This window comes from Psychrobacter cibarius (assembly GCA_030686115.1).
Lineage (GTDB): Bacteria > Pseudomonadota > Gammaproteobacteria > Pseudomonadales > Moraxellaceae > Psychrobacter > Psychrobacter cibarius_C.
In genome coordinates this window covers 106,541-128,150 of sequence record CP131612.1, presented here as the reverse complement: position 1 = coordinate 128,150, position 21,610 = coordinate 106,541, and the positions used below count along the sequence as shown (strand labels likewise).

At 43.6% G+C, this 21,610-nt stretch carries 18 protein-coding genes and 1 riboswitch; of the genes, 6 read left to right on the top strand and 12 right to left on the bottom strand.

Annotated features, from left to right (window positions below; all coding sequences use genetic code 11):
* Positions 1–80: 80 nt before the first annotated feature.
* The 5 genes from phoU to pstS form a co-directional block, all read right to left on the bottom strand.
* Positions 81–899, bottom strand: a complete 819-nt coding sequence (phoU, locus tag Q6344_00565) for a phosphate signaling complex protein PhoU (protein WLG13884.1) — start codon at positions 897–899, stop codon at positions 81–83.
* Positions 900–1,018: 119 nt separating this feature from the next.
* The gene (pstB, locus tag Q6344_00560) at positions 1,019–1,777 is read right to left on the bottom strand and encodes a phosphate ABC transporter ATP-binding protein PstB (protein ID WLG15102.1); all 759 of its coding nucleotides are present in this window, start codon (positions 1,775–1,777) and stop codon (positions 1,019–1,021) included.
* A gap of 265 nt (positions 1,778–2,042) precedes the next feature.
* Complete coding sequence (gene pstA / locus Q6344_00555; protein WLG13883.1) at positions 2,043–2,948, bottom strand: phosphate ABC transporter permease PstA; 906 nt, start codon at positions 2,946–2,948, stop codon at positions 2,043–2,045.
* A 91-nt stretch (positions 2,949–3,039) separates the two neighbouring features.
* A complete protein-coding gene (gene pstC / locus Q6344_00550) occupies positions 3,040–3,993 on the bottom strand; it encodes a phosphate ABC transporter permease subunit PstC (protein ID WLG13882.1) in 954 nt (317 codons plus the stop codon).
* A 174-nt stretch (positions 3,994–4,167) separates the two neighbouring features.
* Positions 4,168–5,331, bottom strand: a complete 1,164-nt coding sequence (pstS, locus tag Q6344_00545; GenBank protein WLG13881.1) for a phosphate ABC transporter substrate-binding protein PstS — start codon at positions 5,329–5,331, stop codon at positions 4,168–4,170.
* Between the two features lie 292 nt (positions 5,332–5,623).
* Positions 5,624–5,766: riboswitch (TPP riboswitch) on the top strand.
* A gap of 248 nt (positions 5,767–6,014) precedes the next feature.
* Between pstS and thiC the strand changes: the two genes are divergently transcribed.
* Positions 6,015–7,892 (top strand): phosphomethylpyrimidine synthase ThiC, encoded by a 1,878-nt coding sequence (gene thiC / locus Q6344_00540; protein ID WLG13880.1) that lies wholly within the window; start codon positions 6,015–6,017, stop codon positions 7,890–7,892.
* Positions 7,893–7,977: 85 nt separating this feature from the next.
* Here thiC and Q6344_00535 read toward each other — a convergent pair whose 3' ends face one another.
* The 3 genes from Q6344_00535 to Q6344_00525 all read right to left on the bottom strand — a co-directional run bounded on the left by Q6344_00535 (position 7,978) and on the right by Q6344_00525 (position 10,756).
* Positions 7,978–8,718: a hypothetical protein gene (locus Q6344_00535; protein ID WLG13879.1), complete on the bottom strand. Its 741-nt coding sequence runs from the start codon at positions 8,716–8,718 to the stop codon at positions 7,978–7,980.
* 94 nt (positions 8,719–8,812) lie between these two features.
* Positions 8,813–9,715, bottom strand: a complete 903-nt coding sequence (locus Q6344_00530; protein ID WLG13878.1) for a fructose bisphosphate aldolase — start codon at positions 9,713–9,715, stop codon at positions 8,813–8,815.
* A 192-nt stretch (positions 9,716–9,907) separates the two neighbouring features.
* Entirely contained in the window at positions 9,908–10,756 is an 849-nt protein-coding gene (locus tag Q6344_00525; GenBank protein ID WLG13877.1) for an EamA/RhaT family transporter, read from the bottom strand.
* A 318-nt stretch (positions 10,757–11,074) separates the two neighbouring features.
* Between Q6344_00525 and Q6344_00520 the strand changes: the two genes are divergently transcribed.
* From Q6344_00520 to Q6344_00510, 3 genes are read left to right on the top strand one after another with little or no spacing between them, the layout of a single operon-like run.
* Entirely contained in the window at positions 11,075–12,982 is a 1,908-nt protein-coding gene (locus tag Q6344_00520; GenBank protein ID WLG13876.1) for an ABC transporter ATP-binding protein, read from the top strand.
* 51 nt (positions 12,983–13,033) lie between these two features.
* Entirely contained in the window at positions 13,034–13,924 is an 891-nt protein-coding gene (locus Q6344_00515; GenBank protein WLG13875.1) for an alpha/beta hydrolase, read from the top strand.
* A gap of 17 nt (positions 13,925–13,941) precedes the next feature.
* Positions 13,942–14,574: an alpha-ketoglutarate-dependent dioxygenase AlkB gene (locus Q6344_00510; GenBank protein ID WLG15232.1), complete on the top strand. Its 633-nt coding sequence runs from the start codon at positions 13,942–13,944 to the stop codon at positions 14,572–14,574.
* 191 nt (positions 14,575–14,765) lie between these two features.
* On the opposite strand, the gene Q6344_00505 is transcribed toward Q6344_00510, so the two are convergent.
* The 4 genes from Q6344_00505 to Q6344_00490 form a co-directional block, all read right to left on the bottom strand.
* Positions 14,766–15,770 (bottom strand): NADP-dependent oxidoreductase, encoded by a 1,005-nt coding sequence (locus tag Q6344_00505; protein ID WLG13874.1) that lies wholly within the window; start codon positions 15,768–15,770, stop codon positions 14,766–14,768.
* 87 nt (positions 15,771–15,857) lie between these two features.
* The gene (locus tag Q6344_00500; GenBank protein ID WLG13873.1) at positions 15,858–16,616 is read right to left on the bottom strand and encodes an endonuclease/exonuclease/phosphatase family protein; all 759 of its coding nucleotides are present in this window, start codon (positions 16,614–16,616) and stop codon (positions 15,858–15,860) included.
* 4 nt (positions 16,617–16,620) lie between these two features.
* Positions 16,621–17,373: a hypothetical protein gene (locus tag Q6344_00495; GenBank protein ID WLG13872.1), complete on the bottom strand. Its 753-nt coding sequence runs from the start codon at positions 17,371–17,373 to the stop codon at positions 16,621–16,623.
* Between the two features lie 164 nt (positions 17,374–17,537).
* The gene (locus Q6344_00490; GenBank protein WLG13871.1) at positions 17,538–18,650 is read right to left on the bottom strand and encodes a hypothetical protein; all 1,113 of its coding nucleotides are present in this window, start codon (positions 18,648–18,650) and stop codon (positions 17,538–17,540) included.
* A gap of 456 nt (positions 18,651–19,106) precedes the next feature.
* Here Q6344_00490 and Q6344_00485 point away from each other — a divergent pair, with 456 nt between their 5' ends.
* Positions 19,107–21,302 (top strand): M3 family metallopeptidase, encoded by a 2,196-nt coding sequence (locus Q6344_00485; protein WLG13870.1) that lies wholly within the window; start codon positions 19,107–19,109, stop codon positions 21,300–21,302.
* A complete protein-coding gene (locus tag Q6344_00480; GenBank protein ID WLG13869.1) occupies positions 21,303–21,560 on the top strand; it encodes a YheV family putative metal-binding protein in 258 nt (85 codons plus the stop codon).
* Positions 21,561–21,610 lie beyond the last annotated feature (50 nt).

Genomic DNA, 21,610 nt, shown 5'->3' with positions numbered 1-21,610 from the left:
TTATTGCCACAATATAAAAAACGCGCTATTTAATATAGCGCGTTTTTTTTGGATGTAAAATTAACGATGAACTGTTTTTTTCAGCCCTCATCACCGTTTGAGTCTACAAAATCCGTGGCTGACTTGACGGCAGGTTTAGTGGCAGATTTAGCGGCAGACAGGGTGCTGATTTGGCGCGCCGCCATACGGTCATTAGCTTCTTGCACGGCTTTTTCGACCAGCGCATAGTCGGAATGACGCACATCTTGCCCACTAATATAGTTAATCACCAGTTCTGCAATATTTTGTGCATGATCGCCTACCCGCTCAAGCGCGCGCAATACCCACATAATATTGATAACTTTTGAAACGTGCCGTGAATCTTCCATAATATAGGTCATCAAAGCACGGATGGCTGACTGATACTCATCATTGACCATGCTATCGTTACGCATGACCTCAAACGCTTGCTCAGCATTTGATTGGCTAAATGCCTCTAGTGCATTGTGTAGCATGAGACGCACTTGATTGCTTAGGTGTTGAACTTCTGCATAGCCATACGACAGCTTACCTTGTGCCGCAATTTTTTTGGCCATCTGAGCGATTTTGACAGCTTCATCACCGATGCGTTCTAAATCAACCACGCCTTTACTGATGGACATGACCAAGCGTAAATCACTGGCGGCGGGCTGGCGTTTGGCGACCAATAGCAAGATATGCTCATCCAACTCGACTTCCATTCGATTGATATCAAAGTCCATATCAATCACCTCTTGCGCCAGTGTCTCATTTTTATCTATAAGCGCATGGATCGCTTTCGCCACTTGGTTGGCCGCGCTATCACCCATGTATAGAAATAGACGGATAGCTTCATCAAGATCTTGGTCAAAACTTTTGGAGATATGCTTATCGCTTTGCATAAGAGGTATTCCCTAAAATCCATATTTTGGTAGCGCGGTGTGGCTGTTGAGTCGAACAGATTGGCTCACGATATCCTATTGAACGTATCAAGCACGTCGTCCTTGCTCAGACCGCGATGTTAGCCATAACGACCCGTAATATAGTCTTCTGTGGCGGTTTGGGCAGGCTTGGTAAATATCTGGTCGGTCTCGCCCATCTCAATCATATCGCCTAAGTACATATAGACGGTGTAGTCTGACACGCGCGCGGCCTGTTGCATGTTATGCGTGACAATAGCAATGGTGTAATCCTGTTTTAAGTCTTCAATCAAATCTTCGATAGCACCTGTCGAGATAGGATCTAACGCAGACGTTGGCTCATCAAGCAGCAATACTTCAGGCTTGGTCGCGACGCTACGCGCAATACACAAGCGTTGCTGCTGTCCGCCTGATAACGAAAGCCCTGACGCTTTGAGCTTGTCTTTTACCTCTGGCCACAATGCAGATTTTTTTAGCGCCCACTCTACCCGATTGTCCAGCTCAGCCTTGCTCAACTTTTCATAAAGGCGTACTCCAAAGGCGACATTGTCATAGATTGACATCGGGAACGGGGTTGGTTTCTGAAAGACCATACCGACTTGGGCGCGTAGCAAATTGACATCGACGTCTTTACCCAAGATATTGTTGCCATCAAGATTAATATTGCCTTCTGCCCGCATCCCTGGATATAAATCATACATACGGTTGAAGGTACGCAACAGCGTCGACTTGCCGCAACCTGAAGGACCAATGAAAGCAGTGACTTTTTTATCAGGAATATCGATATTGATATTTTTTAGCGCCTGAAAGTCACCATAATAAAAATTCAGATCCCGAATTTGCATTTTTGCTGCAGGCATGTTTTTGGGAATATCATGAAGCGTCTGTTTGGTTAGGCTGGCAATATCTGGCTGCTCCATTTGTGCTGCCGTCGACATCGGTCTGTTTAATAAACTGTCTGTTGTTGGATTAAATTTATCTGCCGCATTGAATTTATCGACAGGCTTTTTTGTACGGATTTTGCTCATGACGTCATTCATAATATGTTCCAACCCAGCTTAATGAATATAAATGGAAGTAAATGCTCGAGGTAATCTAGGACAAGCCTTAATTTACCATCAGCCTTTATTTAGCCTGACCTCTACTACCGATAAACCTTGCCAAAATATTGAGTACCAAGACAGAGGTCGTGATCAGCAACGCTGCCGCCCACGCTAAGGTATGCCAGTTATCATAAGGACTCATCGCAAACTGGTAGATGGTATTGGGTAAGTTAGCAATAGGCTGGCTCATATCGGTACTGAAATATTGGTTGTTAAGCGCCGTAAATAGCAACGGTGCTGTTTCACCAGTGATTCGAGCAAATGCCAGTAACACCCCAGTGGTCAGTCCTGCTCTAGCCGCCTTAATCGTTACTTGAGTCACCATTTTCCACTTGGGTGTGCCAAGTGCGTAGGCCGCTTCACGAATGCTATTAGGAACCAGATTGAGCATATTCTCAGTGGTACGCACGACCACAGGAATAACGATTAATGCCAATGCTAACGCGCCTGCCCAACCAGAGAAACTTTGACCTTTTACCATCAATGCATAAATAAAGAGACCGATGACAATCGAGGGTGCGGATAGCAAAATATCATTTAAGAAACGCGTTACCTTGCCAAGCATACTGCCTTGAGCGAACTCAGATAAATAAATACCGGTCATAAGACCAATAGGGGCACCGATGAATAATCCTGAAAACGCGAGCATTACTGAACCGACAATGGCGTTACGCAGCCCGCCCGCACTCATCGGTGGCGGTGTATCAGCAGTAAAAATAGGCAGCTGCACAATACCTTGAAAGCCTTCCACGAAAAGCGTAAGCAAAATCCAAAACAACCAAAACAGTCCAAAAACCATCGCCGACATGGCAAAGCCTAGACCTAACTTGTTGGTCAAACGGCGCTTGTTATAAAGACTTTGGTTGTAGCGGCTAGCGCTGTTTGGCTGAGTCGGTAGTGGTGCATTGATCGCATTGTTAGCAGCCATACTATTTATTTCCCATATCTTTTATCAATATCTATCAATGTTTATTGATGTCCAATAAATCCGTAAAAGACCTATCGAGATTGTCAAACGACTACCGATTGCCTGCCTTGTGATCCATGCGCATGAGCATGAGTTTTGCTAGAGATAGCACAATGAAGGTGATGACAAATAAGATTAAGCCTAAATGTAATAAGGAAGCCAAATGTAGCTCACTCGACGCTTCGGCAAACTCGTTAGCCAATGCTGAGGTAATGGTGACACCAGAGGTAAATAAACTCGGACTGATGTTAAAGGCATTACCAATCAAGAAAGTCACTGCCATCGTCTCACCCAATGCCCGACCCAGTCCTAAGATCACACCACCAACCACGCCAGCTTTGGTATACGGCAAAATGATCTTGAACATGACTTCCCACGTCGTTGCGCCCATGCCATAGGCTGATTCTTTAAGCAGGTCTGGCACGACCGAAAAAACATCGCGCATGGTGGCGGCGATAAATGGAATAATCATGATGGCCAGTACCAGCGAGGCGGTAAACATGCCCAATCCCATTGGCGCGCCCGCAAATAGCTTGCCAATGATGGGTAGTGGACCGACGTGTTCAATGAACCATGGCTGAATGTGATCACCGAAGAAAGGCGCAAAGACAAACAAACCCCACATACCGTAAATGATAGAAGGGATACCCGCTAATAATTCAATGGCGATACCAAGTGGTTTTTTGAGGAAGGTTGGGCACATCTCGGTCAAAAATATGGCAATGCCAAAACTGATTGGTACTGCAATGAGAATAGCTATAAATGACGTTACTAGCGTGCCATAAATAGGGGCAAGAGCCCCGTACTCATTGGCGACCGTATCCCAATTATTACTGGTATAAAATCCAAGACCAAATGTTTGAATGCTCGGCCACGCTCCGATGATCAAGGAGACTAAAATGCCGCCCAACGATAAGAGTACTAATATGGCAAAAGCCTTAGTAGCATTCACAAACAATAAGTCATAGCGCTTTTGTTTAGCCAGTTGGGACCTTAAATCATTCATAAGTGTCTCAGCATTAAATAGAATCAAGTCAAAATAGTAGAAGCATTCATTCGGTTTTATCACAACAAACTTGTCATCAAACTTGCTGTGATAAAACCTCTCAAATAACTACCGGAGAATAGTTATTCGAGAGGATAATTAGAAAATTATTGACTCATGATTAGCATGGATAGGTTACTGAGCAGGCTTATAAACAGGCTGTCCATCACTGCCTTTTACCTCATTCCATTTTTCCTTGAATAAGGCAACGGCCGTATCAGAGAATGGTACGTAATCGAGTGCCATGGCATCATCGTCGCCTTGGGTATAAGCCCAATCAAAGAAGTTCAACACGCCAGCCACTTGCTGAGGATTCTCTGGCTGCTTATGTACCAAGATAAAGGTCGCAGCAGCTATCGGCCATGCTTGCTCAGTCTCAGAGTTGGTGATGACTTTATAAAAGCCTGCTTGCTGTGACCAGTCGATATCACCTGCCGCAGCAAATGTCTCAGCAGATGGCTGAACGATGTTGCCAGCAGCGTTTTTCAACGCAGTATGTGACATGTTGTTTTGCTTGGCATAAGCATACTCAACGTAGCCGATAGAGTTTTTCATACGATTTACATAGCTTGATACGCCTTCGTTACCTTTACCACCTGCGCCAGTCGCAGACGTTGGCCATTTGACTGTTTTATCAACACCAACTGTGTCTTTCCAGTCTGGTGAGACTTTGGCTAGATAATCCGTAAAGTTAAAAGTCGTGCCTGAACCATCTGAGCGGAATACCGTGGTGATTGCTGCATCTGGCAAGGTCAAATCTGGGTTCATGGCTTTGATAGCAGGGTCATTCCAGTTGCTAATCTTACCCAAATAGATGTCTGCCAACATTGCACCGTCTAATTTCAACGCGCCCGGCTCAATACCATCGATGTTGACGATTGGCACTACGCCACCGATAACCGTCGGAAACTGAATCAAGCCTGCTGCGTCTAGCTCTTCAGGCGTCATCGGCGCGTCAGACGCCCCAAAATCGACTGTTTTTGATTCGATTTGTTTGATACCACCAGAAGAGCCAATCGACTGGTAATTGACTTGACCACCGGTAGCAGCGTTGTAGTCGTAAGACCATTTAGCATAGATAGGCTGCGGGAACGATGCCCCTGCACCCGTGATGTTCATAGCGATATTCTCAGCAGATTTAAAACCTGCTGCAGAAGCAGATGTTGTCTGAGTAGTTGCTTCAGTGGTGGTGACAGCGCTACTGCTATCCGCAGCTGGCTCTGTCGTTTCAGTCGATTTATTACATGCCGTAAGCACTAATGTACAACTAACGGCCACTGCTAATAACGAATAACGCATGTAGGACTCCTAAAGTTTAACAACGATACAAAAAAGCATTGTTTGTGACATGCGTGCTATCTTGCCAAATCTTTATGACAGTTTAATGACAACCTCCAGAATCTTTCATTCGCTTTACATAATATTTAGATAAGCTATCTACAGCTCAGTAATATCAAGTGATTTCAATCACTGGTACTCTAGAGTCGTTCTCATAAAAACATCGAACCTCAAACTCAAAGCCTGATATTTTCATCTAAATATCATTAGCCCTCATTGCAGAACTTTGTTAGTATTAAGTTGATTTACAACACTGACAGACTCGGGGTGCGGTGTATTATCGACTCACTTTTAAGCTTGCTTTATTAAAGTAGTCGCCTTTATACATTCGCTGAGAGATCACCCGCCGAACCTGATGCGGTTAGTACCGACGCAGGGAAGTCTTAAGCACTTTGTTATTTATGGCAAAGGACGTGCAGAAATGCCTTTTTTATCCTCATTACTCCCTTAATGTGCCTGATGTACTATTAAGTAGTGAAGACTGATATAAAGCTGCGTCCAACGTTTGATGAGCATCATCCGCGACTATGTTTTTTGGTCGTAGGCTGATGCTCATGAGCTGAATTTGTCTGGATCACAGGTGCTACCCCCGCAGCTACTGGCGGTGTTGCTTTTATTCAAAAACCAACACGCTAGGACAGCATATGACAACTTTATTAGCCACTTCTCCTTCTCAAAAACCTTCTAAGACAGATGCGTTAAAGACCCCTGCTCACCGCAGTGCCAGTGATGCACGCTTTGAAGAAGACGCTCGCGACTTACACCGCATACTCCCCGCCTCCCGTAAAGTCTATATCGAAGGCTCACGTCCTGATATTCAAGTACCCATGCGCGAAATCACCCTTGACCCCACTCCTGTGCAAGGCGTTTCTGAGAACGAATGGGAACAGAACCCACCATTCTATGTTTATGACACATCAGGCGTTTATACCGATCCCAACGTCGAGATTGATTTGACCAAAGGCTTACCAAAGCTGCGTGAAGGTTGGATTGCTGAGCGCGGTGATACCGAGCAATTAAGTGGACTGTCTAGTTCATACGGAATGGCACGCGCCCGCGATATCAGTACTGCCAATCTACGATTTGCTCATATCGACAAACCTCGCCGCGCCAAAGATGTCGATGGCAAAGCTGGCAACGTCACGCAGATGTACTATGCACGCCGCGGCATCATTACCCCTGAGATGGAATACATCGCCATTCGCGAAACGCAAAAACAACACGCATTGACTGACATGCGTCAGCACGATGGTGAGAACTTTGGTGCCAATACGCCGACGGTTATCACTCCTGAGTTTGTGCGGAGTGAAGTAGCGGCAGGTCGCGCAATTATTCCTAATAACATTAACCATCCAGAATCTGAGCCAATGATTATTGGGCGTAATTTCCTAGTGAAAATCAACGCCAATATCGGTAACTCAGCGTTAGGTTCTTCTATCGATGAGGAAGTGTCAAAAATGACGTGGGCCACGCGTTGGGGCGCGGACAACATCATGGATTTATCTACGGGCAATCATATTCATGAAACCCGTGAATGGCTGATTCGTAACTCACCGGTACCAATTGGTACGGTGCCAATTTATCAAGCACTCGAAAAAGTCGATGGCGTGGCAGAAGATTTAACGTGGGAGATATTCCGCGATACCTTGATTGAACAAGCGGAACAAGGCGTAGATTACTTTACTATTCACGCCGGTGTACTGCTGCGGTATGTGCCGCTAACTGCTGGACGCTTAACGGGCATCGTCTCGCGTGGCGGATCTATCATGGCGCAGTGGTGCATGTTTCATAATAAAGAGAGCTTTTTATACACTCATTTTGAAGATATCTGCGAGATTATGAAGCAGTACGATGTGGCGTTTAGTCTAGGCGATGGCTTACGTCCAGGCTGTTTGCAAGATGCCAATGACGAGGCGCAATTTGGTGAGCTGCGTACCCTTGGCGAGTTGACCCAAGTGGCGTGGAAGCATGACGTACAGGTCATGATTGAAGGTCCCGGTCACGTGGCGATGAACCGTATTAAAGAAAATATGGATTTGCAGTTAGAAGTTTGTGCCGACGCACCTTTTTATACCTTAGGACCCTTAACCACCGATATCGCACCCGGTTATGACCATATCACCAGTGCAATTGGTGCGGCAATGATCGGCTGGTTTGGCACCGCAATGCTGTGCTATGTGACGCCAAAAGAGCATTTAGGTCTGCCTAATAAAAAAGATGTTAAAGACGGTATCATCACCTATAAAATCGCAGCCCACGCGGCTGATTTGGCTAAAGGTCATCCCGGTGCGCAGGCACGTGATAATGCGTTATCTAAAGCACGATTTGAATTCCGCTGGGACGACCAGTTCAATCTGGCGCTCGACCCAGATACCGCCCGTGAGTTCCATGATGAAACCTTGCCTAAAGACGCGCATAAGACGGCGCACTTTTGCTCGATGTGTGGTCCTAAATTCTGCTCAATGAAAATCACTCAGAACGTGCGAGATTATGCGGCAGGGCTGAAAAGTAAAGAAGCTTAAAACTTTATAGACAATAGCTTTTAAGATATAAAAAAGGGACTCATCAGATGAGCCCCTTTTTTTATCAAGTAAATACAGATAATTATTAAAATACTAATTTTACCTTTTTTATCTCACTAAATATCTCTTCATCAGCTAAAACAAACAACAGCATTTCAATGAGATATGGTTTTTCAGATTCTCCATATATGCTTTGAGCCGCTTTTTTTATAAAGTTGCAGTAAGTGAAATATGCTATCTGTTGGTCATAATACATGGCTGAAAAATCAGTGTATTGTCCTGAATGATATATATTTAGAATAGTTTGTATGTCAAAGTTTACTAGAATTTTATTTCTACTGGTTGGTATAGGAAAGTATGAATAGCATAACTCGTGCCTGTTTTCACAAGTTAGAATTAACCAGTTTAACGCATATATTACTCTAGAATCATAGATGAAAAACTCTTCTGGATACATGAAGGATGCAATTTTAGAAAGAGAGGAAATAGTACTAAAGCTGTCTTTTGTTAACTTACCTACATTTAGCTGTTGTTTGAACTTTTTAGTTTTATCAATATTATTTTCAGTGTTTTTAAATCCATGAATACCGCCCCAATGATTAATAATCCAAAAATCTAACTCTGAACTGTCTCCTTTAGACTGATATTGATATTCCAATTCATTTTTAAGCTCTATATTTTTCTCAAATATAGTGATCGCATTGTCAATCTTTTCTAAGTTTAAAGAGTCGAAAATACTAACATTAGTATTAAAATTATCAGTAAACCTCTGCTCTAAATCAATGTCTTTACTTAGGGTTCTAATTTTTTCTATCACCTTATCCATGATAATCCTAGTCTTTTATAATAAAAAACCTCAGCAAGCTTGGCGCTTTCTGAGGTTAAATAATAACTTATAAGCTAATAGCATTCGGGACAACCTACACTTTCGACGCCTCATAAATCTCTTCGATAGATGTGTTGATAGTATTAGCAAACTCATCATCACTTTGCTGTTTGCTCAATCCTTCGGTAAAGGCACGTGAGAAGCTGGCTATCATACCGGGGTTTTGCTTGAGCTTAGCACAAGCATCGCCACGGCTGTAGCCGCCCGATAACGCCACGACTTTTAATACTTTTGGATGATCAATCAGCTCTTGGTAAAAACCCGCTTCTTCTGGCAAAGTCAGTTTTAGCATGACTTGCTGGTCGTCAGTCAAACGATCCAGATTGTGCAAAATGCTGGTCTTTAGTATGACTTCACATTCATGTTTTTTGCTACTGTTGATATCGACTTCAGGCTCTACGATTGGCATCAGGCCTTTTGAGAGTATCTGTTTTGCCACATCGAATTGCTGTTGCACGACCAGCTCAATGCCATCGACATTCGGCTCATAAATTACTGAGCGCATTTTGGTACCAAATACTGGATAGTTTTTGGCTTTATCGAGTAACAAATCTAAATTTGGCATCGGACGCATCACTTGGACGCCATTCATTTGCTCAGCCAAACCCTTATCCACTTTTAAAAATGGCACAATATTTTTATCTTCCCATAGATAATTGGCCGTCGATTTGCCATTGACCTCACGTTCCATAGTATCTTCGAACAAAATCGCCCCAAGCACACGCTCATTATCAAAGGCATCACAAGTCATGATACGCGCTCGCATCTCATGCACTTGGTCGAACATGGCTTCATCGTTGTCATAATCATCGCCTGTGACACCATAATTCTCTAACGCTTTTGGCGTGCTGCCGCCACTTTGATCAAGTGCCGCAATGAACCCTGAACCATTTTTGATACGTTGTAGCTGTTTGTTATATTGGTTTTGATATTCCATTGAGAGTGAGTCCTATTGTTATTTGTTGAGGTCAAGTGTCACAAAGTAAATCGCTTTTTATTAGCTTATATCAGCCTTACTGTTTGTAGACAACCTTATCATAGGACGCTCTTTGTGCCTATATCTGATAAGTTAACGCGTTGATAAAATAATTATCACCTATCCTATGAGCGAACTCACTAGGCTAAACGTTTATGCTAAAAACAGCACTGCCACACAGCAAATGGCTAATAATAAACCCAATACATTAATACGGTTAAGCGACTCTTTAAACACACCGACCCCTATCAAAGTTGCCACTGCAATGACACCGACATTCATACCGGTAAAGACGATGCTAGGCGACTCGGACATTAATTGATGCGCACGTACATAAGCATAAATATTGCCTATATTGAGCGCACCTAATAACAATCCTGCGATCAGCGCATTCCTTTGCCAGCGCACCCGCGTAATCAGCAAATAAATAAACAGCAATAATCCTGCTAAACCAAAACTGACAAATAATGTAAGAGGAAAAGCAGTGCCCTGCTTGGCAACTTGCTTGAACAAGATATCAATGATGCCATAGCCTGCCCAGACGCCAAACAACCATAGCGGTGTATGCTTCGCTTGTCTGCTAATCTGACCCTGCTGTGGACGATAAATCAACGCTCCGAGTGCTAGAAAGCCTAATAACAGCCCAAATATTCGCGTGCTGGTCAGTACTTCACCAAACAATAAAAAAGCCGCGACGATAGGAATAATCAACGATAGCCGCTGAGCCGCATCGGTTGCTACCATTCCCACAGATTCAATCGCCCTTCCAAGGATAATAAACACGGCGGGAAGCAGGATACCAAGCGCGATAATAATGCCCCATGCAACGCCAAGTGCATTCATGCCACTGACGTCTGGCTTCAATAAAAACCACGTCAGCAGAAAAGCCACCGGATAGCCTGAGACGATGGTCTGGCGTATGTCTATATTTTTCTGTCGTAACACTTTTAGCAATACTGAAACGGCGACACTACAAAGCACCGCAATCGTCAAATATATCATGAGCTATTACCTTGTTAAACTGCCGCTTTATGGGGACATTATTCGCTCATCATTCATATACTGAAGATAAAGCGCGAACCGCCAATTAGGATAAAGCCATAGAATGTAACAAAGTATTTCTTACACAGCAATCTATTTATTGGCTTTTATTCGACTGGTAATAAGTGGCTCTTTAGCGGTCAATTTACAATTAGCATGCAGGTCTGATTGGGAAGTTTGCTAAAATAGCACTCAATCCTAATAACAAAAGTAAAGATTCAAAATAACGAGTAATGTCGTTGATTTTGGCGTACTGCTATTGATGTTTTATGACTGCCTATGAATGCTCTATTTCGATTTTTTGAAACTCGCCTCCCTGCCTTTCCTGAAACCCCTATGCCGCTACCTTCACCCCGTGATGGCATGCTAAAGTTCTTGTGGGCGTGTACCAACGGTTTACGTGGCTGGCTATTGATATTTATGATTTTGTCTGCGGGCATTGGCATCTATGAAGCGATGCTATTTGCTTGGATTGGGAATATCGTTGACTGGCTAGGCGTCTATACACCTCAGAATCTGTGGTTAGAAAAAGGCGATATGCTACTGCTCATGCTAGCTGTCATGATCGTGAGTCCGCTATGGATTGCATTGTCATCATTCATCCATTTTCAGACCTTGCAAGGCGTCTTTCCTATGCAAATGCGCTGGCGCTTTCACCAGCGGATGCTTGGGCAATCGATGCAGTTTTATCAAGATGAATTTTCTGGACGTGTCTCAGCCAAAGTAATGCAAACCGCACTGGCCGTACGTGATACAGTCATGACCGTCACCGACATGTTTATGTATGTCACCGTTTATTTTATTACGTCAGGTGTCATTTTATTTAATCTGGACAGCCTATTATTAATCCCGTTTATCGTTTGGCTGGTCTTGGTTGCGCTGACCATTTGGTACTTTATCCCTAAGCTCAAACAAACTGCCATTGTGCAAGCAGATGCCCGTGCTTTAATGACTGGCCGCATTACCGATGCTTATGCCAATATCATGACCGTCAAACTGTTTAGCCATTCACGCCGTGAGCTGAGTTATGCCAAAAACGCCATGGGGCAATTTTTAGGTACCGTCCATGCACAGATGCGCTGGGTCAGTTATTTAGAAGTATCAACCCATCTAATCAGTGTGATTTTGGTTAGTGGCACTGCGGCTATTGGCTTATATTTATGGCAACAAGGCGCGGTCGGTGTCGGTGCGATTGCTGCCGCGACAGCCATGGCACTACGTTTGAACGGTTTGACTCGTTGGATCATGTGGCAAACTGCCAGCCTATTTGAAAGTATCGGAACCGTACAAGATGGCATGCGTACCTTATCAGCGCCGCAAAAAATCATTGATAAGCCCAATGCACCCGCTTTGAAAGTCACCGAAGGTCGTATCGTTTTCGATCATGTTGATTTTAGTTATGAGAATGATAGCGATGCGATCGAAGGCGATAGCTTAGATACAGTGAAAACATCAGCAACGCCTACTACGAAGACTAAACTACTCGATAACTTTTATTTGGACATTAAACCTGGCGAAAAGATAGGCTTGGTTGGGCGCTCAGGTGCTGGCAAATCTACCTTGGTTAATTTATTGTTACGCTTCTTTGATGTTGATAGCGGTAAAATCCTAATCGATGGACAAGCAATTGATGAAGTCACCCAAGAGTCCTTGCGCCAGCAGATAGGTATGGTGACGCAAGATACGTCTTTGCTACATCGGACAGTACGTGAAAATATCGCTTACGGTCGTCCTGACGCAACCGATGAAGAAATTATTACGGCTGCCAAGCAAGCGCAAGCATGGGACTTTATCAAAGACTTATATGATGATAAAGGCAATACAGGGCTTGATACCCAAGTCGGTGAGCGCGGCGTCAAACTCTCTGGCGGTCAACGTCAGCGTATCGCCATCTCACGTGTTATGCTAAAAAATGCGCCCATCTTACTATTGGACGAAGCGACCAGCGCCCTTGACTCTGAGATTGAATTTGCCATTACCGAAAGCCTGAATGACATCATGACAGGTAAAACGGTTATTGCGATTGCCCATCGTCTCTCTACCATTGCCGCACTTGATCGATTGGTGGTCATGGATAAAGGTAAAATTATCGAACAAGGCAGCCATGATGAATTATTAAATCTATACGGTGTTTATGCTCGCTTGTGGCACCGTCAAAGTGGCGGATTTTTAGGCGAAGACAGCTAAGTACAATCATTAATTTTCATTGAAAATCAGACACAAGGAGGTGTGTACATTATGAAAGCATTTGCAAAAAATATTAATATTAGTGGAAAACAAGCGCGCTACTATAACCTTAGCCAGCTTACGCCATCGATACAGTCAAGTACTGCCTCTCGCGTACCAGCACACTTTTATGGTGGCAATAGTTTTACCGTTGGTACTTATAGTCCCTTATTAAGTGCGCTGGCAACTGACTTCAAAATCAGCTCGCTTGCGCTTCGTGGCTATTGGTATGACAAGCCGCAGCGCCGTCGTCTTATGCGCGAGCAGGATGCTGAGATACTTATTGAATTTTTAGAAAAAACGCAAGACAAACCCATCGTTGGTATTGGTCATTCGCAAGGAGCCACTGCCACTGCCATCGCTGCAGCCCAGCGCCCAGATCTGTTTTCACAGCTATATTTAATAGAGCCTGTGACGTTTACCAAACCACAAGCCCGACTCTATAATCTATTGCCGCGTAAGCTTCTACTCAGTCGCGAACCGTTTAAAAGCACTCTCACCAAACAATCTACTTGGGCAAGCATCGATGATTATTATGAGAACTTACGCGCTCAACGTGCTTATAGGCGCATGAGTGATGCGCATTTGCGGGTATTTGCAGAGCAAAGTTTATCCAAAGATACCAATGGCTGTTACACGCTGATATTTGCGCCTGAACAAGAGCTCGCCAACTATTTTGGCGCGCCGCATATCGATACCGCCCTCAAGCAATTAAGCTGTCCTTATACGCTTATCACTGGCAAGCCGACGTTGTTTATTAACCATAAAGTGCGACAACAATGGCAAAAATTCGTCCCTGATGACAGCATCATATCTTTGTTAGATTACGGTCATCTACTGCCGATGGAAGCACCTGAATTATGTGCTCAAGTTATCAATGAGCATTATCATAGTTATAAATAAGCTGAGCTGTCTAAGTGATGACTGACCTCTTTGCCCCTAAACCGACTGATAACCTATTGCCTTACGATGGTCAGGTCAATGACTTAGGGGTAGTTATCAATGAGGCTAACGCTCTGTATGAGAATTTACTAAATGAGCTACCTTGGCAGTCTGACATCGTGACGTTGTTTGGTAAAACACATGTTACCACTCGCCAAATCGTCTGGATGGGTGACCACGATGTCAGTTATTATTACTCTGGACAGACGCGTCGAGCCATTCCATGGTCAAAGCAGATGTTGCACGTAAAACGACATATTGAGCAGCAGTTATCAAGCAGTGGAATCAACGTTGATTTTAATTCTTGCTTACTTAACCACTATCCCTCTGGTGCTGATGGCATGGGTTATCATGCCGATGATGAAAAAGAGCTGGGCGCGCAGCCGATCATCGCTTCTTTATCGCTCGGTGCTAGGCGAAAATTTGTTTTTAAGCATAAAACTATTAGACAAGAGAACAAGCCCGTCAAAGTTGAGCTATATCTTGAGTCCGGTCAGCTTATCGTTATGCATGGCGATACGCAGGATTTTTGGAAGCACACCATTACAAAAACCAAAACTGTCGCATCAGGGCGCATCAGCCTCACGTTTCGAAAAGTGCTATCGCATTAAATTAATGCAACTTAATATAAGCTAGAGCGCGTCCTCGTTTTGAAAATGGTGATAAAAATGAGATAAACGGTAGCCAAACAAGGAAAATAGCTGATTGATATCGGGATATTAACCAGCTATTTGATGCAGTCTAGAAAGATTTAACCACTTTTAGCCCGTTTAGTCGCATGCCTTCAGATTGAGGACATGCCCTAGCTCACTTTTAAAACGATCTTGCCAAAAGCAGCACCTTTTTGCAGCTCATGATGAGCCGCGACCACTTCAGACAATGGATAGGTTTGCTGAATACGTAGCGTTAGCTTGCCATCAGCAACGAGCTGTAAAACTCGCGCCATATCTTCACCACTACGCTGCGCCTTATAACCCGCTACCTTTAACTGCTTCTGGCTACCCGCCTCTTTGAGTTTATCCACCCAAATCGTTGGTAATACATTGACGCGACCACCAGATTTGAGCACGCTAAGCGCTCGCACGCCTGCTTCATTACCGACCAAATCCAGTAGCACATCTGCCTGTAACTCAGGGAATTCATCGTCTTTGGTATAATCAATCCAACCTGTAAGCTGATTGGTATCTATTATTTCATCAAGCTTGGCATATTTTTCTGGTGAGCAAATGACGGTCACCTTGATATTGTTTTTAGCCACTTTATCCATGAGCAGCTGAATCAACAAGTGACCCACGCCGCCTGCTGGCGCGTTTATCACCACATGCTCACCATTTTGAATATCTGCAAACTCTACAAACTGTATCGCCGTCTGTCCAATACAAGGCAGCGCACCTGCTTGCTGTAACGTGACAGAATCCGGTACTTTTGCCAGCATGTCAGCATCGACTGCTACATACTCTGCATAACAGCCACCATGAAAAGTCAGGGCAGCGACCTGTGTACCGATAGTAAACTGCTCACTACGACTATCGACCACAGTGCCTGACATATCAAACCCCAAAATTGCAGGCTCATTTTTATCAAACTTGTCTTTTTGAATGGCATCAGCGCCCCAGCCTTTGCCTTGACGCGTTTTGTAATCGACAGGATTGATACCCACGTAAGCAACTTTGACCAATACCTGATTATCTGTTAACACAGGAATGGCCACATCCTCTTGATAGCTCATCACTTTAGGTTCGCCAAACTCACGTATGAGTACGGCATGTTGGGTCGTTGGTAGCGGGTTATGAGAAAGAGTAGACATCGTTATATATCCTTATAGGTATCTATTGCTTTATTTTTGCATTCAATTTTATTTTTAGTGAATAACTTAAGCTTATCTAATAATCATTTATAAATGTGCCAATTCCGCACTGAGCGGCAGATGATCAGACAGTGTCGACCATGGTTTGCCCGTATGCACCCAGGCATTTTTCACTCTTAGATTACGCACATAAATACGATCTAAGCTAAGCACAGGAAGCTTGGCTGGGAAAGTTGGCAGCAGTTTGCCATGACAATGCTTGAAAGCTTCGGTCATACCCAAGCTAGTAGCAAGCTTATCACAAGACATTTTTTTCCAATCATTAAAATCTCCTGCCAAAATCAGTGGTTGATCAGGTGCAATCTCATTACGAACATAGTTGGCAATGGCTTCATATTGCTTGATGCGATCACGCTCAAACAAATTTAGGTGTGCACACAGTACAACCACTGGTACATCCCATCCAACTGGTTGTACTTCGCAGTGCAAGACGCCACGCTGCTCAAGCTTATTAACGGTGATATTGACGTTATGTTTAGGATCCAATGGAAAACGGCTCAATACCGCATTGCCATGATGACCGTTTTCATACTCTGAATTTTTACCATAGCTATTTTGCAGCTGTAAATACTCACCAAACCATTCATGTTGCGATTGGTCAGGGTATTCGTTGTACTGCATATTGCGCTTAAGATTCTGACCTTGCACTTCTTGGAGACACAGTACATCGGAGCCAATAATATCGAGCGCTTGGGCGATACCTTGTATTTTAACTTGGCGATTCATCGGCGACATGCCTTTATGAATGTTATAGCTGGTTAGCACAAAAGAGGTTGTGGTAGTCATAGAATTAGTCATCATACTTAAAATAAATGGAACATTGGTTATCTCGCCACACTGATTGCAAGTGACGCCTAAATACTGATTTTTGAGTAGCTGATAGCGCTGATTGCTGTAGTAATTTTTCATCAATCTTGTAGTCACCACCGTAATAACCAGTAGCATCAACTGGCTGGTCTGTCTTGGCGTTACAAATTGCAGAGTTACCACGTACAGCAAATTTTTGCTGCCCTTCGTACATGATTACTTTCATCTCATCATAACTTACGTCACCACGACAACCGAGATAATAAGGCACACTCACTTCGATAACACCGTTATTATTAATATCAGTCACTACGGCGGTGTTTTTAGCGAATTCTGCGATTACATCTAACCCATCGCAGGGTACATAATCATATATTTGCCATACACGTAAAGCCTCTTGTTCATCTATAACATATAAATGCGTGAAGACCTCTCCTGCTGGCTCGTCAGGGCTATTGGTTGAATTGAAACGCTGTAATTGAACCAAATACTGTTCTCCTACTGTGCCAATCCAAGAACGAATAGCAACAATATCTTTGGTCTTTAGCCTCATTTTATTTTTTTTAGAGTCTATTTGATAATAGTTTTGAATAGAAGGCGGCAATTGACCCCATGATAAATGGCTCACAGATATATTATTCACATCTGTCTCTGCCATACTGAGACTGGAGCTAAAGGCTATCATTGCTGTGACGCTAAATAGCATGAGAGTATTTGGTATGTTATTTCGCATCATTTAACAACCTAAAGCAATCAAGTATAATTTTTAGATAAAGGCTTAATATATCATCAATGTAAAAAGAGCATTGATTCTTATCGAACCAATGCTCCCATATTATACCTATCTTCTATCAATGGCGAATTCGCAAAGGATTGTCATCAATAGGCACTATCTATCAACTAATAGCGTGTCACCAAAGCAATTGGTTGATCTTCACCCATAATATCTTGTGGCATAAATACTGCTTCGCCACCATTATGAATGACATGCTCAATGATTTCGCCAATGGCATCATCGGTGACACCTTCTGAAGCCGCATCATCTGCAGGACTCAAAGTCTGTGCCTTTTCATCAATTTTAGCCGATTGTATATAACCACGACGGACATAAAGTGTCTCGCCTGCACCTTGGAAGGCACTGCGGTAGACTTCTTGTAGATCTGTTTGCAACATATTAGCACCGCGTGCTTTATCAATCTCACCCATGGCTGCTTGATGCAGTGATGTACGATAGCCTTCCACCGCCTCTTGCACACTATTGATAATATGCTGAGCACTACCATCTTCTAGATTGGTCGCATTTGACACTGTGGCAATGATGTTGTCTGGACGATCACAAACTTCTTTATAGTAGCCGATATTTTTAGCATCGCCAACGACAACCAAAGGCATTTTATGCTCACCCCACAGCTCTTGGACACTTTTATCCACCTGATTAAAAAACTCTTTTAGATAGCTGCTTTCATTATTAGATGAGCGATCTGAGCCACCGTCGCCTGTCGTATATAGACCATTGTTTTCAATAGGAAATGGAATATTATCCATGTTTTTTTGTAAGTCATCGTCCTTATCGAACTCTCTCACCACACGATCATTAGACGCTTCAATCAAGCGAGCATTATCACGAGTGAGCACCAAGGTGTAATAGTGCACCGCACTTGCCATATCACGCACCAAATCTCGAGTCGCAAAACGATGTGAAATCACCACACGCTCCGTGGTGTCAATCGGCATACGGATAACTTGCACATCGTCGGTACTGGCAAAAATAGCTAAGGTATCAAGATTTAAGTTGTGATTTAGCTCTTTGGTCTTATCATGAATCTTATCAAGTATTGTAGTCGCTGTGCGCTTATCGTATTCGTTGGTTAAGCGTTCTTCAGCCACTTTTAATTGGTTCTTCAGGGCAATGGGATCTTGATCATTAGCAGGATGCTCGCGATGAGTCTTAACAAAGATACTAACCGCAGGGTTGGCTTTGGTTTCACGTAAACTTTTGAGAGTCGCTTTCATTTATTGCTCCTTGTTTTATTATCATTTACTTTTAACATTGTGATTTTTACTATTAATCAACTGATTCATAGTTTTTACTATCAGCAGCACTTAATATTTCTATTCCATTGCCTTGATGCTAGCAGTCAAACCTCACTCGCTGTAGGGTTAATTTGCAAGCAAATGATAGCGCTTTGTAAGTAGAACACTCTGTATTGTTCTAAAAGTCTAGCTGATCGGCTTTAAACCCGTTTAATATTCACTATCTTCTCGCTTCACTTTTTATATAGTCAATGATTAGGTTGCATTTTCGTCAAACGAACCCATCTTTTATATAGCTTATCGATAAGACAGCAAAAAAAGAAAAATAACACAAAGCTAATAACGTTCTAAATGTCACGGCAAGCCAATCTCTTATATAAAGCGACGTTTACTCAATAATAATTCATTCACTACGATCAGATATCGGATACTTTTATGAAAACCCTTCCTGCAGATTTACGCCTTGTCGATTTTGACAACGTTTCGCCAAGTACATTACAAAGCCATGTCATCAGTGCCATCGATGCAGCCAATACATTTTTAGATGAGATGAGTGCAGATACTGACAACCATGATAGCGCTGCTAATATCAGTGCTGAGCAAGCGCTGGCCGATGTGATGACTTTTGATCATATTAATCTGGCATTGGATCGCAGTTGGGGCATTTTATCGCACCTGAATAGCGTCATGAGCAATGACGACATTCGTCATGTCCATCATGAACTGCTACCTAAATTATCTGCTTATAGCACACGAGTGGGACAGCATCAGCCGCTATTTAATCGTTATCAAACTATCGTCAATGACACAGCATTTTTTGCGGCGCTTGAGCCTGCACGAGCGCGGGCTATTGAGCTTGCGCTACGCAGTTTTGAGCTGTCAGGTGTCGCATTACCAAAAGATAAACAGGAAAAGTTTGCAGCTATTCAAAGTCAGCTTTCTACCTTATCAGCGACCTTTTCAGATAACGTATTGGATGCCACCCAAGCTTATGCCTTACCGCTGCAGCAAGAGCAATTAGCAGGTCTAACCGAAAGTGGACTGGCGCTACTCGCAGATGCTGGCGAACAGTATAAAGCGCGCGCGCTTGCCAACGGTACGCTTACGCAAGTAGAATTCGATGCGTTGCCAAGTCCTTATTACGTGGCAAGCTTAAACATCCCTGTTTATCTTGCCATCATGACCCATGCGGATGACCGCGAGCTGCGTGAGACCCTATACCGCGCTTATGTCACGCGTGCTTCTGAGTTTGATGCGCATACCAATGCCAAAGGTGAGTCGCTAAATAACGCCGATATCATGAGTCAAATCCTGCAACTACGTGAGCAAAAAGCCAAGCTATTGGGTTTTGACAATTATGCAGAAGTCTCACTATCGACTAAAATGGCAGATAACGTGGCAGAAGTAGAAACCTTTTTACGGAGTTTGGCCACGCAAGCAACTCCAGCGGCTAAGCAAGACTTAGCTCAGTTGCAAAAGTATGCGCAAGATTATGGTATAGATGAGTTACAGGCATGGGACAGTGCGTATATCGCTGAAAAAGTCAAACAAAGCGAGTTCAGCTTATCGCAAGAAGAAATCCGCCCGTACTTTCCCTTACCAAAAGTGATTAGCGGATTATTTGCCATCGTTGAGCGTCTGTACGGTATCAAAGTCCAAGAGCAAAGTGAATCCGTATCACGCTGGCACGACGATGTCAGCTTTTATCAGTTGTTTGATGCTGATGATAACTTGCTTGGTGGCTTTTACTTTGACTTATTTGCACGCAGTGGTAAACGCGGCGGCGCTTGGATGAGTGGTTTTCAGTCACGTTATACTTACAGTGAACAAAATCATCAGCAGCTACCAGTATGCTTTATGGTGGGTAACTTTACCCCTGCCCTCGATGGCAAACCAAGCTTATTGACGCATGATGAAGTATTGACTCTATTCCATGAGTTTGGTCACGGCTTGCATCATTTATTAACCCAAGTGACGGTCGGTGATGTCGCTGGTGTCAATGGCGTTGAGTGGGATGCGGTCGAGCTGCCCAGTCAATTTATGGAAAACTGGGCGTGGGATGCCGAAGGTATTGTGCTGATTAGTAGCCACGTCAAAACGGGTGCGCCCTTGCCTAAAGATAAACTTGCAGCGTTATTGGCGGTGAAGAATTTCCAAAGCGGCATGCAAACCCTACGTCAAATCGAATTCGCACTGTTTGACTTATTGATTCATGCGCATACGCCAGCGCTAGATTATGACGGTATATTAGCCACGCTAAATACCGTTCGAGACGACATTGCTATCATGCAGACACCTGACTACAACCGTTTTGCCAACGGCTTTAGTCATATCTTTGCAGGCGGCTATGCAGCAGGTTATTACTCGTATAAATGGGCAGAGTTGCTATCGGCAGATGCCTTTAGCAAGTTTGAAGAAGAAGGTATTTTTAACCCTGTCACTGGTAAAGCCTTCCGTGAGACTATCCTATCAGTCGGTGGTAGCTTCCCTGCCAAGACCAACTTTGAAAACTTCCGTGGTCGTAGCGCCAGCATTGATGCGTTATTACGTCATAGCGGTTTTGATAACGCTAAAAATGACGATGCTGCCAATATTGAAAGCAATGCCCAAACGACGCACGAGGTTATCTAAATGCGCTATCAATCAACGCGACCAAAGCGGCAGTTTTTATCTGGTGTTCGCTGCCCTAAGTGTCAAGCGATGGATGCGGTGGTACAAATCAACGTCGTCACTCCAGAACCTGATGAGTATATTGAATGCACATTATGTGGACATAGCGAACATCGCCCTGACCCTGATGCCATCAGTGCCAAAAACCATGCCGAAGATCAGCTTATACGTGATGCTATGGCTACTGGTACCAGCGGCACAGTAAAATTCAAACCTTAAATATTAAGCGTTAAGTCTTAATAGCTACCAGCCTATCTAGCAATAGATAG

Coding starts and splice junctions, on each gene's coding strand:
- Q6344_00535 (WLG13879.1), bottom strand. CDS start 8,718: ATGGATAAGGTGATAGAAAAAATTAGAACCCTAAGTAAAGACATTGAT.
- Q6344_00515 (WLG13875.1), top strand. CDS start 13,034: ATGAAAGCATTTGCAAAAAATATTAATATTAGTGGAAAACAAGCGCGC.
- thiC (WLG13880.1), top strand. CDS start 6,015: ATGACAACTTTATTAGCCACTTCTCCTTCTCAAAAACCTTCTAAGACA.
- Q6344_00485 (WLG13870.1), top strand. CDS start 19,107: ATGAAAACCCTTCCTGCAGATTTACGCCTTGTCGATTTTGACAACGTT.
- Q6344_00510 (WLG15232.1), top strand. CDS start 13,942: ATGACTGACCTCTTTGCCCCTAAACCGACTGATAACCTATTGCCTTAC.
- Q6344_00525 (WLG13877.1), bottom strand. CDS start 10,756: ATGATATATTTGACGATTGCGGTGCTTTGTAGTGTCGCCGTTTCAGTA.
- Q6344_00500 (WLG13873.1), bottom strand. CDS start 16,616: ATGACTACCACAACCTCTTTTGTGCTAACCAGCTATAACATTCATAAA.
- phoU (WLG13884.1), bottom strand. CDS start 899: ATGCAAAGCGATAAGCATATCTCCAAAAGTTTTGACCAAGATCTTGAT.
- Q6344_00505 (WLG13874.1), bottom strand. CDS start 15,770: ATGTCTACTCTTTCTCATAACCCGCTACCAACGACCCAACATGCCGTA.
- pstA (WLG13883.1), bottom strand. CDS start 2,948: ATGGCTGCTAACAATGCGATCAATGCACCACTACCGACTCAGCCAAAC.
- pstB (WLG15102.1), bottom strand. CDS start 1,777: ATGCCTGCAGCAAAAATGCAAATTCGGGATCTGAATTTTTATTATGGT.
- Q6344_00520 (WLG13876.1), top strand. CDS start 11,075: ATGAATGCTCTATTTCGATTTTTTGAAACTCGCCTCCCTGCCTTTCCT.
- Q6344_00490 (WLG13871.1), bottom strand. CDS start 18,650: ATGAAAGCGACTCTCAAAAGTTTACGTGAAACCAAAGCCAACCCTGCG.
- pstC (WLG13882.1), bottom strand. CDS start 3,993: ATGAATGATTTAAGGTCCCAACTGGCTAAACAAAAGCGCTATGACTTA.
- pstS (WLG13881.1), bottom strand. CDS start 5,331: ATGCGTTATTCGTTATTAGCAGTGGCCGTTAGTTGTACATTAGTGCTT.
- Q6344_00495 (WLG13872.1), bottom strand. CDS start 17,373: ATGATGCGAAATAACATACCAAATACTCTCATGCTATTTAGCGTCACA.
- Q6344_00480 (WLG13869.1), top strand. CDS start 21,303: ATGCGCTATCAATCAACGCGACCAAAGCGGCAGTTTTTATCTGGTGTT.
- Q6344_00530 (WLG13878.1), bottom strand. CDS start 9,715: ATGGAATATCAAAACCAATATAACAAACAGCTACAACGTATCAAAAAT.